The sequence below is a fragment of the Parapedobacter tibetensis genome, assembly GCF_024704835.1.
Lineage (GTDB): Bacteria > Bacteroidota > Bacteroidia > Sphingobacteriales > Sphingobacteriaceae > Parapedobacter > Parapedobacter tibetensis.
The window spans coordinates 94,724-112,533 of sequence record NZ_JAMXBE010000001.1 but is presented as its reverse complement, the minus strand read 5'-3'; the positions used below and the strand labels follow the sequence as shown (position 1 = coordinate 112,533).

7 protein-coding genes are annotated in these 17,810 nt (G+C 49.2%); 1 reads left to right on the top strand and 6 read right to left on the bottom strand.

Annotation, left to right across the window (positions count from 1 at the left end; translation table 11 throughout):
* Window positions 1-12 precede the first annotated feature (12 nt).
* From sov to dacB, 4 genes are all read right to left on the bottom strand, one after another.
* The gene (gene sov, locus NF543_RS00365; RefSeq protein WP_257666095.1) at window positions 13-7,053 is read right to left on the bottom strand and encodes a T9SS outer membrane translocon Sov/SprA; all 7,041 of its coding nucleotides are present in this window, start codon (window positions 7,051-7,053) and stop codon (window positions 13-15) included.
* A 262-nt stretch (window positions 7,054-7,315) separates the two neighbouring features.
* Window positions 7,316-7,897 carry a Holliday junction branch migration protein RuvA gene (ruvA, locus tag NF543_RS00360; RefSeq protein WP_257666094.1) on the bottom strand — a complete coding sequence of 194 codons (582 nt, stop codon included), beginning with the start codon at window positions 7,895-7,897 and terminating at the stop codon, window positions 7,316-7,318.
* Window positions 7,898-7,940: 43 nt separating this feature from the next.
* Entirely contained in the window at window positions 7,941-10,241 is a 2,301-nt protein-coding gene (locus NF543_RS00355) for an NADP-dependent malic enzyme (protein ID WP_257666093.1), read from the bottom strand.
* 78 nt (window positions 10,242-10,319) lie between these two features.
* Entirely contained in the window at window positions 10,320-11,738 is a 1,419-nt protein-coding gene (dacB, locus tag NF543_RS00350) for a D-alanyl-D-alanine carboxypeptidase/D-alanyl-D-alanine endopeptidase (RefSeq protein ID WP_257666092.1), read from the bottom strand.
* A 189-nt stretch (window positions 11,739-11,927) separates the two neighbouring features.
* Between dacB and NF543_RS00345 the strand changes: the two genes are divergently transcribed.
* Window positions 11,928-13,709: an aminopeptidase P family protein gene (locus NF543_RS00345; protein ID WP_257666091.1), complete on the top strand. Its 1,782-nt coding sequence runs from the start codon at window positions 11,928-11,930 to the stop codon at window positions 13,707-13,709.
* 275 nt (window positions 13,710-13,984) lie between these two features.
* Here the strand turns inward: NF543_RS00345 and NF543_RS00340 are convergent, their stop codons facing one another.
* Together NF543_RS00340 and NF543_RS00335 are read right to left on the bottom strand one after the other, a co-directional pair.
* Window positions 13,985-16,645: a beta-glucosidase gene (locus NF543_RS00340; protein WP_257666090.1), complete on the bottom strand. Its 2,661-nt coding sequence runs from the start codon at window positions 16,643-16,645 to the stop codon at window positions 13,985-13,987.
* A 57-nt stretch (window positions 16,646-16,702) separates the two neighbouring features.
* Complete coding sequence (locus NF543_RS00335; RefSeq protein ID WP_257666089.1) at window positions 16,703-17,806, bottom strand: glycoside hydrolase family 18 protein; 1,104 nt, start codon at window positions 17,804-17,806, stop codon at window positions 16,703-16,705.
* Between the last annotated feature and the right edge of the window lie 4 nt (window positions 17,807-17,810).

The following is a 17,810-nucleotide window of genomic DNA, read 5'->3' as shown; positions in this document are numbered from 1 at the left end:
CAATTCTTTTGGCTATTGCAACATTACCCTCAGGTTAAATCCGAAATTGGCATACGAGGTGGCAAACGTCTGTGAAGTATAAGGCCGAACTGAATTGCTGTCGAAGAACAGGCGGATATTGAACCGTTGGTTGATGACATAATCAACCGACGGACGGTAAGAAATGCTCCTGTTGCCCGCCGATACTTCTGCTTCATTGATGTCAGCGCGATATACCATTGTTTTCAGATCATTGAGCGATACGTCCAGTCTGAAATTCAGATCATTGTTCATCTTGAAATTGCTGAACCATCCGAAAGGCATCCTGAATCCTGTGGTACGGTAACCCATGCCCAATACAAAGGACTGGTCACTCAGCATGGCCAATTGGCTGTTTTGCAGGCTGAGGTTCAGGGTACGGGCACGCCGGTATTCTGAGTTTGCCGTGATGTTATTCTTAAACCGAGCATCAAATCCGATGAGTGGGACAAACTGCTCAAAAAGTGATACCTGCTGGAACTGGAATTCGGGCAGGAAATCTTCATTGACATCCCGTTCGGAGGGGAAGCCACTGGTTTCGTTATACCGAATCAGGGAGTTATACCCGTTGATGGAGTAGCGTGTATTATACCCATGACGTAGGGTGAGGGAGGTCAGGAGTTCACTGAAAAGCGGTATTTTGCCTAATCCACTGTACGTCACATTCCAATTCGGGAAAGGGATATTAGGGAAGTTTACCAATTTGCTGCGACTAGCATCCTTACCCGTATACGCCGCTAGGAAAGCATTCACCACCACATCTTGGTTAGTGCGGCCATAGCCATCCGCAAAACCACCGGTCTGCCCAGATGAATTGGGGTTAAGTTGACCCAGTCGTTGGGAAACAGTTTGTCTGTTCTGCTCAAAGGCACGGAAGAGTGACTCGGGGTTCTTAAAGGCCGTACCAATGGAGAAGTATGAGATGCTGTAATTGCCTGTGGTAACGGGTGTAAGGCTTTTGAAGTCGTTTTCCTGAGCGGAGTATTGGAAAGAGGTAGAATAGTTCTTGTTATTCAGCTTCACGGCGGTCAATTCGATATTCAAATCCCTGACAGGCTCTACAAGGGCACGCATGGAAAGGTCTTCCGTCAATGAGGTCATGTAGAGCTGCGTTTGCAAGGTATCCGTGGTAATCCACCCGTTGACTGCCGCTCGCTGACGGATGTCGCGCTGACTGCCGAAAAGGAAGCCCAGTCCGGGGGCGTTATGATCGAAATCATAGCCCATGATGTTCGTCCGTGGTGTGTATCCGGGCAGGAATGTGTTTTCTACTCGTGTATATGCAGCGTTTACGTTCTTGATACTAGTAAGGAGGTTGGTGAAAAACGCTCCCGCTCCGCTCGCGTCCAGCCCCGTGTTTTTACGGATGAAGCCAAATTTATTATACAATCCCGCCATATTGAACGTGGGATTAAGCTGGATGGTACGTGAGTTCTGGATGCTGTTGCCCATATCGATATCAGCACTCTGTATAGATAGCAAGGGCTCGGTCTGCCAGTTGAATTGGGCGCCATACCGTGCATCCACATTCACCCAATCCAGCCCTGGTATTTTATGGACGGGCAGCGAGTAGGTAAGGTTCATCATGTGGTTGTAATCGGTGGTACGGCCCAATCGCCAGAAATTGTCCCATAGCGTATCGCGTTTGAGGCCATCCAAGCGTCCATCCGGTTCATCGACGATCGCATAGTTGGTGGCATTGAAATCAAGTTTCAACGACTTACTGAGGTTCCAACTGATACCATAGATGCGGTTCATGGTGAAATTCTTATTATATAAAGTACCCATGCTCGGCAAGAAATTGTCGGGCGAGTTGTCACGGAGTGTATTTTCGTTGTAAATCCTGTTTACGTCTATCCGGAAATGCAACAATGAAGGCACTAAGTTGAAATTGAAATCCCCAAGCAAGCTTTGGTATTTTTTCTTGAAGATGTTTTTAAAGGGTTCCAAATATTTCTCATTACTACTGCTGAAATTGTAATCCAGTGCGGCCCGGTAATTTTTTTGCAAAGAAATTTCCGTAAGGTAATCACGGTGGTAATACTGTGAATAGGCATATGTGGCACTGAAGTTCTCAATATCCCATGGGCGTACGGGTTTTTCTATATTGGTGCGTATCTTGCGGACATTAGTGAGGTTAAAGCTTCTCCGTGTGGTATAATCCTGTGTCACCCGGAGCAAGGAATCGCGCTGGTTTCGTGACAAGTTTGCCAGGGCACTGTTCATTTCGATATCAGGCATCAGCGGATTATATTCCGGTGTGCTGGTCTGGTTGGTGTAGCTGAAGAACAGCGGAATCCGGAGGCCATAATCGGCAGGGAAGAATTTGCCGAGTTCGGCGTTGGTCACAAAATCAAGGTACAAATCATCGCTGCGGCTTCGCTCTCCGATGCGTTGTTCAATGGAACCGAAACCGATGGTGCTTTTGCTGCCAGAAACGGTGATGTTGGCAAAATCGGCAAGCTGGGCGTTCACCCTTGCCATGGCTGCCCATCCGCCCTTGTCGTCGAAATCGGTGAGCCGCATCTCGTCGAACCAAAACAGGCCTGACTTATCCAATCCATCGTCATTCGGTATGCTTGCCTCCGTACCCCGGAGTGGGTTCATTACACCAAGCATATAGAACCGGACTTTGCTAATGTCCGGTTGGCCAAGGATAGTCACCCTATTGGCACCATCGAAATAAGAGAACGGCACATCAATAGGCCAAGGTTGCCCATTGAGTGTCGCCTTGTTGCGCGCCTCTTTGGCATCTTGGAACAGACTGATGCGTACATTCATCCGGTTTTCCTGGGGCCATATCACCTCGGGATCACGCGTGCCGGGCTGAGTGATTTTCAAGGGCATGTCATACTGGTAGTAATTAAATTGGTCGTCCGTGCCCACACGGATGAAGGCCCTGAAGTCCCCATCTTGAAGATTCGGCCCCTCGGCATGGATGAACATTTCCAATCGGCCGTAAGCCCTGAAATCGTTGGTAGCGGTACGGTATGCGGCGCGTCCATATCCATCGCGGAGATTTTTCACGTCCAATGAGAGCGATTGCTCATTAAGCTGTACATTGGTATTCAGGTTGCCCCAGTCCAACTGGCGTTCAATACCGGGGGGCACCACATAGGGGATAGGCTGGCGGTTGCCATTTTGCTCAATATTCACCGCTGCCACCTCTATCGTCGAATTGTCGAGGCTTACATGGCCCATGCTAGGATCGGCAATGACCTTGGCCGTGTTTCGCTCCGAATTATAGCGGCGCCATTCACCCCGTACCAATTGCATTTGGGCGAGCCTTACCACTGCTGTATCGGCAAAATCCGTCATAAACATGCGGATAAAGCGGATGGATTTGAAATCACGGATGTCGCCCACACGTTCTTGGTATTGCGACAGTGGAATACGGAATTGATACCATTTCACCTGTTCGGTAGTCCCATTGGGGAGTCTTACCTCGGCAGTGTGCATGTCGTTGATGTAGTTTTGCCCCACCTGCATATCCTGTGGCTGGAGTGATATGCGGTATTGGTAATATTCCTCAGCCTCGTTCATGTTATTGTCGCGGTTAATATCCTCTCCATCGGGAAGTAGGGTAGAAGCCGACGTTTCCACACCGCCTGTGGCCTGTTCTGGGGTTTTGGAGTTGCCCTCGGGGCCATTGAACCGTTCATACCGCTTGAGGATGCCCGCATTTTGATTGTCGAGGCCTGTCCCCCGGAAATATTGGAAGTTATCCCCGGAAGGATCGTCAGACAAAGCCAGCGCCGCCATGGAGTTGAGTTGGGGCTGCAATTGACTTAGGAAGTTGCTATGGAAACCGCGTTCATCGGCGTCGCTCAATCCATCTAATCCGATATCCTGCCGTGCACGAGCCGCAGGGTCATTGTCAAATGCTTGGATAACTGGCTGGTTACGCGGTACACGTCCCCAGTTGGTTTCATCTATTTGAGAGAGGTCGCCTGAAGGCGACATACCGTTCTCCATCGCCTTTCGCCCGTCTTTAAGGATATCTTCCGAAATGTTCCCCAGGTTGAAATAGAGGTCGCCACCCTGCGACCCGGGGTTAGTGAGGAAAGGATCCATCATCCACACTTCGATAAACTCGATGTTCTGTGCCTCGAAATCCGGTGCATCAATTTTGCGGAACATGCCGCCCCATCTGCTGCGGGGATTGGCTAGGGTACCATCAGGATTGACGCTAGTAGTGGTGTAATTATATGACCCACGGATAGTCGGATAGAATGCCAAATCCAATGTGGATAGGAATATAGGCAATCCCGTGGTCGATTCGCGGAAGGGGAATACTTCCTGTTCGAGCACCTCACGTACACGATGTTTGGACAGCTCGGTGTTGTTAATGTTTGGGGGAGTAAGGTTGATATTCCGGTAAAAAATCGGGTCGATGTTGTAAAACGCCAATCGCGCGCGGTTGAATCCAGAGGCAAGATCGTCCATCAGCTGCGCCTCTGGGAATAGTTGTGGGGTGCCGGAAAGCTGCCAGTTAAAAGCACCCTTGATATCGATGAAGGAGCGACTGTTTTCAAAATCGTCGATATACGAGATACCACTCCTTGTTCCGGCAAAATTTAACGCCCTGGGATGGCCGGGGAGCAATTGGGCAAATTCGCCGTAGAACGAAATGGATGAAGCTTCCTTGGTATCGATAAAGGGAATTTTATCCACCATGCGGGTCAGCCAACGTGAGGGCGAGTTGTATGTCATATCCAGACCCCACATGGTATTCGATATGGGTTCCTCACCGATATTTACCTTTTGCGTGAGCGGCCGTTCGGTCAGGTTCATGATGGTTCCACCAAGTTGGAGCTTGTCATTGACCAGGTAGTCGAGCCTACCACCCACCATGGTGCGTTGTTGGAGACCAAACAGTTGGTTGTTCTCCATTTTGATACGAATGGGTTGTCCGGATTGCAACAGCGCCTGATTGAGGATACGTACACGGCCGATATCGTAGTCGACCATGAAATCCACCCCCTCTTGTAGCGGTGCCGGGCCAGCAAAGACCTGCACTGAACCACGGGGCACATTGATGGCCCCCAATTGGAATTCGGTGCCCACTTCTGATTCATAGGTGCCTTTAATCAAATATCGGTTTTGCTTGGGGAAGAATTGTTGGGCGATTACCTTGGTAGAATCGTATAAGGCCTGGTAGGTGTACTTATCGATTAAGGCCTGTTCGGCGCCCTGAATGAATTGCCTTGCCAAGTCGCTGCCAAAGGGCTCAATCACGGGAAACATCACCTTTCCCCTTTCCGGATCGATGGTCAAGCCGGGAAGGAAATCGAAGAAACCGTCCGGTCGTTGCGAATTTTGTGGGTTAAGCCGGTCCAACCCCGTCAATTGTATCCAAAGTTTATTTTGCGTGTTTTGCCCCTCATACATGGCTGGGCGTTCCACCCCGCTTTCGTCTTCGATACGGAAGATATTGAACCTGAAATTGTTCTGCCCCACACCATAGGCCCCGATGGAATAGATGTTTTTCATCATTAAGTCCCATATCGGCAGGTTTGTTTTCAGTATTTCGTTTTTCAACAACTTGGCAACCAGCATTTGAGGTTGAGAAGGAGTTACGGGTATATCGGTAGAAAATTCCCCCACTTGGTATTCACGGCCACCGGCGGTATATCGGTAAGATACCGCTAGTATTTGGTCATTGTTCAGTGGCATATTCAGGGAAATGAAGCCCAGTCGCCTGTCTACCGTATATTCCGTCCCTTCACGGAGTTTCCGGGCGTAGGTAAGTTTGGCGTAGTTGTCGTTGCGACCGGTGCCACTGAAAAAAGTCTGTACGGCGTTGGACTGTGTTTGCCTGAAATTAGGGTCGTATTCCTGAAGCTGGGGAATAAGCCTGTTTGATAGCTGCTGGTTTGGCTCACCCGGAATCCCCGTTGATGGATATCGGGAGGCACCCTGCTGAACAATGGGATTGTAGGCGTTAACCTCACCCAAATCCATCAATGCCAATACATCCCTTGAATCGTCCACTGAATTGCTCCGGTTGCTTATCCATACCTCAATCTGCGTAATATTCACATCGGTAGTGATGATCGGTGCGATGGAAAGCGCACGATTGAAATTATCGCGGAAGTACTGGGCAAGGAAGTAGTGCTGGTTGTCTTCATATTCATCCGCTTTCAGAGCAAATTCACTTTCCTGTGCGCCATTTTTGATCACAATTTCCCGTTGCTGCGAGCGTTGTTGGGAGAAGATACCCGTAACATTCAACCGTCCGAATTGCAATTGTGTCTTGAGGCCGAATAAAGCTTGGGTACCACTGATGAGTGTGGTATTGAGGGGCATGCTCACATTACCCAATTCTATCCGTCTGATGATGTCGTCATCCTTGCCGGTGTAATCAAGCCGGATTTGGTTTTCAAAGTCAAACTGAGCTTCCGTATTGTAATTGGTCGTTAGTTTCAGCCGGTCGCCAATCTGCCCCGTCAGGTTCATTTGGATACGCTGGTCAAAATCAAAGCCCCACTGCCTTCGCTGCCTTTCGTTGAACATCGGGTTAGCATTCGTGTTTCGCTGGGCCATGATGCTGATATCAGCGCTTCCCCTAGGAATAATGTCAATCGTATTGCCCCCAAAGATTTTTTCGAATGCCTCGCTTTGCACATATATCGTGGGTATCAGTCGATCCTGTCTTGCATTGGTCAATTGCCGGTCAGACAATTCGCGCCAATAATTGCTTTTCAGCAAGCTATTTTCATATTCTTGGAACTCATCGATGGTGAGGTATTGCGGTGGCCGGTATAAGCGGCTGCCCAGTTTCTCACGGATGATGTATTGCCGGGTCAACGGGTCGAAGATAATCTCTCTATTGATATTTGATGGCATGCTGAGATCGAATGCCCCCCTTTTGGGGTATAGATTGAGAAAAGGGAGGTCTTTGAGCGGATAACGGAGCTTTATACTATCACGCTTAAGCGAGTCAATAGCGGTTTGTCCGGCAGTATTGGTTACAATAGCCAGGGAAAAAGGCAGCACCAGCAGCAGACAGCGAAACAGTATTGTTCTTTTCAAAGGTTTAACAATTTAAGTGAAAAACAATTACTGGCTATTTACTGATACCTATTAGAAGTTTGTGTTGTCCGTATGCCGTTATACGATCAAAACGGAATGTGCAAATCATTTTAATGAACTCTAGTGGTAAATGTTTTAATTATTAATTATCACCCGTCTTCCAACCCATCAATACGCTACCGATTCGTCGAATTGGCGTTTTTATGCTGGCTCGGATAGTCATGCAATTTATTTTTTTTAATTATATAATGAAATAAGTTTTTTACAATTTTTTCAATGCTCCCTTGATAAGTGCTTCTACGGTCATCTCTGGATTGTTTTGTGCAATCCCTCCCAATACTTTTTCCACCTGTGTACGGGTAAATCCCAGCATTACCAAAGCACTGAGCGCCTCCTCCGGGACACTTTGCTGCCTTGGCCCGGCAATCAACGCGTCTGGCCCTTGTTTTTTGAGCTTATCCTGCAATTCCAGCACCATGCGCTGGGCCGTTTTGGGGCCAATGCCTTTGATCCGTTGGATTAATGGTACATTTCCATTAATGATGGCCAATTGGATTTCATCCGGCGTGATGGAAGAGAGGATCATCCTTCCGGTACCGGGACCTATCCCTGACACCGATATGAGGTGCTCAAACAAACGACGCTCACCCTCTTCTGCAAAGCCATAGAAGGTATGGGCATCTTCCCGCACCTGAAAACTGATGAATAGCTTGCATTGTTCGACATCCTTGATTTGCGAATAGGTATGCAACGAGATGTGCACATGATAACCCACGCCACCTACGTCGAGCACAACGTGGGTGGGCGCCTTATAAGCCAATTTGCCGTTTAGGTATTCGTACATAGCTGTTTCTTAGTTGGGTTGTTTTATCATGGATATGTACATACTACTTGGTTCTTCTTGTCTTTTTGTCGGTAACGATTTCTCTTGACAGTACATCCACCACAGCGATGGTGACCATGTTGACGATTTCGCGCACCGAGCTGTCAAGCTGCAGCACATGGACCGGTTTGTTCATGCCTAATAGAATAGGGCCCACAGCTTCCGCATTACCGATCTCCTGCAGCAATTTATAAGCGATATTACCCGATTCCAGGTTGGGGAATACCAAGGTATTGGCAGGGTTTCCATTCAATGAGCTGAAGGGGAAATTGGATGCAAGCAGGTCGCTATTCATGGCAAAGTTAGCCTGCATATCGCCATCCACCAAAATATCCGGATACTTTTCATGGAGTATTTTCACTGCCTCGCGAACCTTCTCTGGCACGTTTCCACTGTTGGATCCGAAGTTGGAGTAGGAGAGGAGCGCAATCCGGGGGGATACGTTCATTTTTTTGACCGCTTCATGCAAGAGCATGGTGATGTCTACCAGTTGTTCGGCTGTTGGGTCTGCGTTGACCGTAGTATCCCCGAAGAATACGGGGCCTTTGGCGGTAAGCATCATGTACATGCCCGCAAGCTTGCTGCCGGGTTGTGTGCCGATAACATGCAAGGCCGGCCGAATGGTGGTGGCGTAGTTTTTTGTAAGGCCCGAAATGAGCGTGTCGGCCTCACCAAATTGCACCATGCTAGCCCCGAAGTAGTTCCTGTCAAGCATGAGTTTCCGCGCGTCGAGGAGGGAAATGCCTCTCCTTTGTCGTTTGGCATACAGGAACTCTACATATTTCCCGAAGCGTTCGGTTCCCACTTCATCCAAGGGACTTATGATATCGACATCATCCAAATCAAGCAGATTGTCTTTGATGAGTTGGTTGATTTTGGCTTTGTTGCCTAGTAAAATGGGAACGGCTATTCCCTCCTCTTTCACGATTTGTGCGGCACGTAGGGTTTTATAATTATCGGCTTCGGCGAAGACCACCCGTTTAGGATCACGTTTGGCCGCTTCGCTGAGATTACGCATGATGCGGTCATCCTGACCCAGGCGCTGCCGCAACTCTTCGTAATACTTGTCCCAATCGGTAATCGCTAACCGTGCAACGCCGGAATCGATGGCTGCCCTCGCCACCGCCGGAGCCACCACGGTAATCAGGCGCGGATCTGTGGGCTTGGGGATGATGTAGTCAGGCCCAAACTTAAGGTTATTGGTGTTGTAAGCCTGATTTACGGATTCTGGCACGGATTGTTTGGCCAATTCGGCAATCGCTTTTACGGCCGCGATTTTCATTTCCTCGTTGATGGAGGTGGCACGGACATCAAGTGCACCGCGGAAAATATAGGGGAATCCGAGCACATTGTTCACCTGGTTGGGGTAATCCGAACGGCCCGTAGCCATAATTACGTCCTTGCGCGTTTTCACGGCTAAGGGATAAGCAATTTCGGGATCGGGATTGGCCATGGCGAATACAATGGGGTTTTTGGCCATGCTCTTGAGCATGTCGGCTGTCATCACGTCTCCTTTAGAGAGGCCGATGAACACATCCGCACCCTTCAGTGCCTCACCCAGCGTATCAATAGCTTGCCTTGTGGCGAATTCGGCCTTGGTGGCATCCAAGTCTGGGCGACCCTGACGGATGCAGCCTTTGCTGTCGAGCATCACGATGTTCTCCTTACGGGCTCCCAAAGCCACATACATACGTGTGCATGAAATCGCGGCAGCACCGGCGCCATTTACCACAATTTTTACTTTTTCTATTCGCTTTTTCTGTAGTATGCAGGCATTGATTAGCGCTGCGCCGGAGATGATGGCTGTTCCATGCTGATCGTCATGCATCACCGGGATTTTCATTTCCGCTTTGAGCCTACGCTCTATTTCAAAGCACTCAGGCGCCTTGATGTCCTCCAGGTTTATCCCGCCAAAGGTAGGTTCTAGGCATTTAACGATGCGTACAAACTCATCCACATCTTTGGTGTCCAATTCGATATCAAATACGTCGATATCTGCGAAAATTTTAAAGAGCAGGCCCTTGCCTTCCATGACGGGTTTACCAGCTTCAGGGCCGATGTCTCCCAAGCCCAATACGGCCGTTCCGTTGCTAATGACAGCCACCAGATTGCCTTTGGCGGTATATTTATAGACATTTTCCTTGTTTTCGGCTATCCTTAGACAAGGTTCAGCCACTCCGGGGGAATATGCCAGTGAGAGGTCACGCTGTGAATGAGTCGGTTTTGTTGGTATAACAGCAATTTTGCCAGGTCTCCCTTTCGAATGGTAGTCTAGGGCATCTTGCTTACGATTAGTTTTGCTCATGTTATAATTAAGGTTCTGCTACAGCATTCTTTTGCAAAGGTAAAATACTTTTGGGAGAACAAGGGTGAAAAGAATAAATCATTTCAACGTATCCAGTAACCGAAACATCCGCTTCCGCATGGACTGTGCCGAGCCTTGGTAATTATTGACCAGCAGGGCAAACACTAAGGGCGTTCCATCTTTCGCCGTATGGTAACCCGTATAGCCCAGTACTCCGCCTATGGTGCCGCTTTTCATCTTCATGCCATTGTAAGTGGGCAGGCTTTCATGGAAACTTGCAAACCAGGGCTCGCGGCGTAGGGAAGCCATGATACGCGCCAAGGCGTTGGTCGTGATCCGGTTTTCGGGCGAGAGGCCACTACCATCGAAGATTTTGAGCTCCCCGGGGGCAATACCCAATTTCCCTGCCCAGAAATCGCGCAGCTTTTCCGCACCATCACGGGTGTCGGTCTTGCCTTCCATTTGGAAGGCGATGGCTTTGAGCAGGGCTTCGCCATATAGGTTAACGCTTTTCTGATTGAACCAATAGACCAGCTCACTGAGCGTGGGTGAGCGATGGGTATGTAGTATGGTGCCGCCATTAGGTACTTCACTGCCGGCAAGCAGGAGTAGGTGTGTAGTGGTGGGGGTGCCCATTTGGCTGATATGGGCTTGCTCCAAGGCATGATGCAGCTGATAGGCAGCATCATAAGCGCCATCCGGTATGGATAAATATATGGTTTTTTTTAAGTCGATGCCGTAGGTGCCTCGCAGGTAGATGCGCGAAGAATATGGGGCGGCAAAGGCATATACGTTGTCTCCCGTACCACGGTTTCCCGTAACGGTTTCATTGACCAGTTGCAGGTAACTGATATCTGCGGTGGTATTGGCGATGCTTGTTGAGGCGTCCGATGCACGGCCGGGAATGAAATTGACCCCTACGGAATTCTCCCGCCAATTGAGGGCAGATACGCCCGCTCCATAATAGTTGCCCATATCTTGCCAGGTCCAGCCCCGAGGTGCGGTCTGGCCGCTATAAAGCCGGTCGTCACCCACAACAGTACCTTCGATTTTCCGAATGCCTGCAGCTCGTATGGCCTGCACCCAAGCAGCAAGTAATGCCGTATCCGTAGTTTGGGGAAAGCGGTCGCTGCCCAATGAGGGATCGCCGCTACCCCGGATGACGATGTCACCATTCAATGTGCCCGTGGCATCGATTTTTCCGGTATAAGACAGCGTTGTTTCAAAGGAATATTCCGCCCCAAGGATATGGTATGCCGCCGAGGCCGTGACGGTTTTGAGCGTGGATGCAGGAGCCATGCCCAGTTTGTCGTTTTTGGAAAAGACCACTTCACCCGTATTGGCGTTGATGACCGTAATGGCGGCCATACCATTTGCAAGGCTTTCATGCGATTCGAGCGTGCTGAAGGCTGTTGCGATCTTTTGAGAGATGGGTTGGGCTGATGCCGGGGAAACAAGACAAAGGATAGCTAATATAGGTAACACAAATTGTTTCATTATTCATTGGATTGATAAGGGCTAAGGTAGCCAAAAGATACCGGTCGTCAAAAGATTGATGATTTCATGGTTTGGTATGCTTTGGCTTGCCAGGTAAACGAGCGGCCACAGAAGCAGGCAAGACTGTGCAGGGCGGCAAAAAGAAAAAACAAAATATTTCCTAACTTGCAGCCCTCAAAAATAACAATAATGACCTTTAAAGAAAAACTGGCTGCACTCCGCGGCATGATGAAACAACAACATATTGACGCTTACATTATCCCCTCATCCGATCCGCACATCAGCGAGTATCTGCCCGACCATTACCGGTGCATTGCCTGGGCATCGGGTTTCACGGGATCTGCAGGCACATTGGCCATCACCCAAGAATTCGCGGGCCTATGGACGGATTCGCGGTATTTCGTGCAGGCTGCCGACCAATTAGCCGGAAGCGGCTACGAGCTGATGAAACTAAAGGTGCAGACGGCTCCGGAATTTGCCGATTGGTTGGCGCAAACATTGCCTAAAAATGCAGTGGTGGCATTTGATGGTAAGCTGGCCTCGGTATTGCTGGCCCAGGCGATTGAAGAACGGTTGGTGCCTAGGGGTATTGCGGTAAAAAGTGCCATTGATTTACTCACCCCCTTGTGGCACGACCGACCGGCCTTGCCCACTTCCCCTGCTTACTTAATTTATGAGACCATAACGGGAGCGACGACAGCCTCCAAACTCCAGCGGTTGCGCAAGGAAATGGAGCGGAGTGGGATAGGGGCACACTTCATCTCCTCGCTTGATGACGTGGCTTGGCTCTTCAATATCCGGGGAAGCGACGTGGCCTGCAACCCGGTAGCCCTGGCCTTTGCGTTGATTACGGATACAACAGCCATACTATTTATTGACCAGGGGAAGCTGACTGATAAGGATAAAACATCCCTGCAGGAGGCCGGTGTCACGGTTGAAGACTATGCTGAAGCCGAAAATGCGCTTGCCCACTTAGACACTGGGTTGGTACTGCTAATCGACCCTAAGCGGACCTGCTTCGACTTTTATAATCGGATTCCTGATGAGGTAACTGTTCTCGAAAAAACAAACCCGACAACACTATTCAAGGCGGTAAAAAACAACGTGGAGGTGACGCACACCCGCCATACCATGGTGAAAGATGGGGTGGCTCTCACCCGGTTTTTCAAATGGCTGGAGGAAACTCTTGGTAACGAACCCATCACGGAAATATCCTTAGCTGAAAAACTGCGTGGTTTCCGGGCTGAGCTAGAAGGTTTCGTGGGGGAGAGTTTTGATACCATCGCCGGATATCGGGCCCATGGCGCATTGCCACACTACAAAGCCACGCCTGAAAGTAACAGCGCGTTGTTGCCCGAAGGCTTGTTGTTGGTAGATTCCGGCGGGCAATACCACACCGGCACCACTGATATCACCCGCGTGGTGTCACTTGGCAATGCTTCCGAGGCGGAAAAAACCGATTATACACTTGTACTGAAAGGAATGATCGAAGGGAGCACCGCTGTTTTCCCTAAGGGTACCCGTGGATACCAACTAGATGCCATCACCCGGAAACCGCTTTGGGACCACCTGCGCAACTATGGCCATGGCACGGGTCATGGGGTGGGTTTTTTCCTCAACGTGCATGAAGGGCCGCATACCTTCAATTCGGCTGCCGTGGACGTGCCGGTCGAACCGGGGATGATTACTTCCATTGAACCGGGATTGTACCGCGAAGGGGAATACGGTATCCGTATAGAGAATCTGGTGTTAAGTGTCGACCACCAAGACACATCCTTTGGCCCGTTTATGGCCTTTGAGACGTTGACCCTATGCTACATCGATACTTCGTTAATCGACACTTCGCTACTTGATGCGGTACATATCGCTTGGCTGAACACCTATCATGCCATGGTATATGATAAACTTGCACCTCATTTGGAAGCGGTGGATCAGCGATGGCTGAAAGAAAAAACGCAAGCTATTGGATAAGGACTAAAAACGGAAGCGCCGATCGCCGGGAGGCAATCGGCATCTTCCTACCTATTAAAACAAACCAAAATCTTGATGGCCCTTGGGCCTTATTATCATATGATAAGGCAAATGAATGCCTAATATTCAACCCTTTTTTGAATCTTCCTAAGTCGTAATGGGAATTGATAGTTCTTGGTATCAGATTCTCAGGGAAAATCACCCTTAACCGGTTGACTGCTTGTGCAAATGTAACGCTAAATATTATCTTTTCATAGTTAAAAATTGTTAAAATGTTATGGCATAATGGACAAATTAGCTTTCAGTGGTAAATCGCGAGAGGAGGGGCCTATCATGATACGGAAATCACCGGGTTCGACAAGGATATTCATATCCACATCGAGCATTTGCAATAGATCCGGGGTGATATCAAAAGACAGCTCCTTGCTTTCCCCTGCTTCTAGATGCACGCGCTGAAATCCTTTGAGTTCCAGTACCGGGCGCGATACACTGCTTAACAAATCACGGATATAGAGTTGAACGACTTCCTCCCCAGCAAGCTTACCGGTATTCGTAAGGGTAAATGAGGCGACGGTGGTTTCGCCTTGGTCGACGGACTGCTTATCCAATCGAAGTTTGCTGTATTCAAATGTCGTATAGCTCAATCCAAATCCAAAGGGAAACAACGGTTCACCGCTCAGGTTGTTGTAATCGTCTCCCCTTCCGGTGGGTTTATGGTTGTACACCAAGGGTAATTGTGCTTCATGTATCGGATAGGTAATAGGTAGCCTACCCGCGGGGTTATAGTCGCCAAACACGATATCCGCCACCGCATGGCCACCTTCTTCACCCGGATACCACACATTTAACACAGCGGAGGCGTCATCCAGCCATTCCCCCATGGTAATGGCGCTGCCACCTACGAGCAAAACGACTACCGGCTTGCCCGTTTCGCAGATTGCGTTGATCAGCTCTTCCTGGTTTCCGGGCAGTGATAGCATGGCCCTATCAAGAAATTCACCTTCTTCGATTCCTGCGGCGATGATTACCATATCCGCTTGTTGCGCAAGTTGTGTTGCCTTTTCGATTTCTTCCCGATGATTCGTGACCACCCCATTATCCCATACCAACTTGATGTGTGCGTTGCCACGGTTTTCATGAAATTCAATTTTTATCGTGTATGCTTTGCCTTCTTCCAGGGTTACGGTCTCGGTTGTTGTATGGTAACTCTCTTTTCTCCACCGGTCGATCAACAGCTCGCCATCAATGTAAAGCCTGAACCCATCGTTGCCTTCCAGTCCAATGCGGTAATCGCCAGTTTCAGGAGGAGTTAATTGGCCTTCCCAACGGATGGCATAATGGTCTAGTGGAAGCTTGGGGTCGGGCGCAAATAATGTCCACGAAAAATTGATGGTTTCATCGATGCGCTCCAACACCGGATTACCTTGATAGGTGACGTTATCAAAATACGTGGCCTTTAATCCCCTTCCTCCCGCATGACTCAGAAAATCGGTCGGTACTGGATGTACGTTTTCCGTCTTTCGGCTGGAGCCTTTGGTATATTGGACGGTTAGGTTGTCGCCAGCACGACTTTTAATCCCTTCCAAAATCGACACCTTACCGTTGCCCGGACCACTGTAGCCGCCTAACCGGGCTTCGGTAGCGTCTTCACCGATGACGAGTATCGTATTGATGTCGGAACTGATGGGCAACGTCTGATTATCATTTTTTAATAGCACGAATGATTCACGGGCCGCTTTCCTTGCTATACCCTTATGGCTTTTGTCAGTCAGGAGCTTCTCGGCTTCATCCACATAAGGGTTTTCAAATAAACCAAGCTCAAATTTTGCCCGCAACACTCTTGAAACTGCATCATCTATGCGTGCTTTGGGAATGGTGCCATCGAGAAAAGGGGGGATGAACAATTTATAATGCTCATATTCGGTTTGGAAAATCACGTCCAATCCATTGGTGATCGCTTGTGCGGAAGCCTCGGGATAGTCATTAGCCGTATAATGCAGCACGTTGGCACCCCCCACGGCACTAGCGTCTGAAATCACAAAGCCAGTGAACCCCCATTCGCCTTTCAGTTTTTTGTTGAGCAACCAGTCGTTCGCGGTAGCTGGCGAACCATCGACAGCATTATATGCTGTCATCACCGAGCGGCTTCCACCTTGATGGAATGCTGCTTTGAACGGCACGAAATGAGTTTCTTCCAGAAAGCGTTCGCTGAAGTGGATGGGGTAGCTATCACGCCCCCCATCGCCCACATTGGCCACGAAGTGCTTGGGTGTGCTGATGATGTTTTGGCGCTCGAATGCGCCTACAAAAGCCACACCTATGGCGGATGATAGGTAGGGATCTTCGCCATAAGTTTCTTCCGTGCGGCCCCAGCGCACATCATTGGCTAGGTTCACTACAGGTGTCAATATCTGGCGGATGCCCCTTGCGCTGGTCTCCTTGGCGATGGCATCGGCCACTTCACCCATTAGGACGGTATCGAATGTGGCAGCAAGGCCGATGGCTTGGGGGAAGGCGGTGGCGCCTTCGCGTACCAATCCATGCAATGCTTCATCAAAAGCCAGCATGGGAATGCCCAGACGGGTTTCCTCCATGAAATACCGCTGAATGGCATTCACCTTCTTAGCCAATGTCAATGCATTCTCCGTGGCGTTATAGCTGAGCAACTGTCCTGCAGCCCCACCGCCTTTTGTACCGGCGCTTACTTGAAAACCAAACAGACCGTTTTTATACTGTTGTTTATCCACACCGTCTAAATCGCCGGGAATCATGAAAAGTTGCCAGAATTTCTCTTCGGGGGTCATGCGCGCAAGCAGGTCCTTCACCCGATCTTCGATGGGTGCATGAGGATTTTTATAAACCGGGGTTTGCTGGGCCCTTCCCAATAACGTGGTTAAGATGACGAGGGATATAACAATAATGATGCGATGTGACATTTACGATAAGGTGATTGTAATTATAATTGAGCGGATGATCGGTATGCTCATGTCCGTTCAATGACTTCTTTTGACTTCATCGATGGCATCGAGCATCCCCTTCCGGTAGGTGTCGAGTGTAAGCTCCCAAAACATGATGCCACCCAATTTCTTTTCGATGGCATAGGTTGTTTTAGCCCGAACCGATCGCAGGTCGTCACCCGTGGCGTACCGATTAGCAGCCTGGTTGTACCAATAAGGGGCCTCTGCCTGCTCATCGTAAAAGTATTCCCAACCGTTCTCAGGCACCAGCTCGGTTTCATACCGTTTAAAATGATAGCCGCGGGTATGTTCACCGGTTTGGTATCTTCCGTTATTCGCAGATGCCACATTTTTCCAAATCCGGGTATAGAAAGCAGCACCAATAACCAGTTTTTTTGCTGGAATACCCAAATTTAACAAATACTCCACCGCACGGTTGGTAGACTCTTCATCCGGATTGGTATGATATAACGGCGTGTGATGTCCAGTCACGGTAGCGTAGCCATTTACCAAGTCGTAACTCATGATATTAACCCGATCTACCAGTGGCATCACTTCATTCCATTCGACCGACTGATCCAGGAATTTCTGAAATCCGCCGGCAGCAAAACTTAACTCCTGCTTTTCACCCAATACGGTCCTCAACTCCTTCACCAATGCTGTAAAATTCGCTCGGTCTGCTGGCTCATAGGGATGGCCCGGATGGCCTTCAATGGCCGGATATTCCCAATCCAGGTCAATGCCATCGGTTCCAAAATAATCATTAACCTCCTTCACGGAGCGGGCAAATAATTGCCTGCCTTCAGACGTGGAGAAGGCATCGGAACAGGGCTCACATCCACCCCATCCACCAAGGGAAAGCATGACCTTCAATGTTGGATGTTCCCGTTTCAATTCCACCAAATGTTTTATCGTTACGGTATCTCCGGCATTATCCACATGCAGTCTACCGTCTTTCAAATGGCAGAAGCTGAAAATGATATGAGTCAGTTTATGAATATCATAGTTGCCTATTTCCTTTTCATCGCCGGTATAGTAAGCGATTACCGCGATGTCATTGGGCTGCTGCGCGTTTGAATGGCTGGCAACCAATAGTAATGTTAACGTATATACGGATATGAGGAATTTTTTGCAGATCATGATC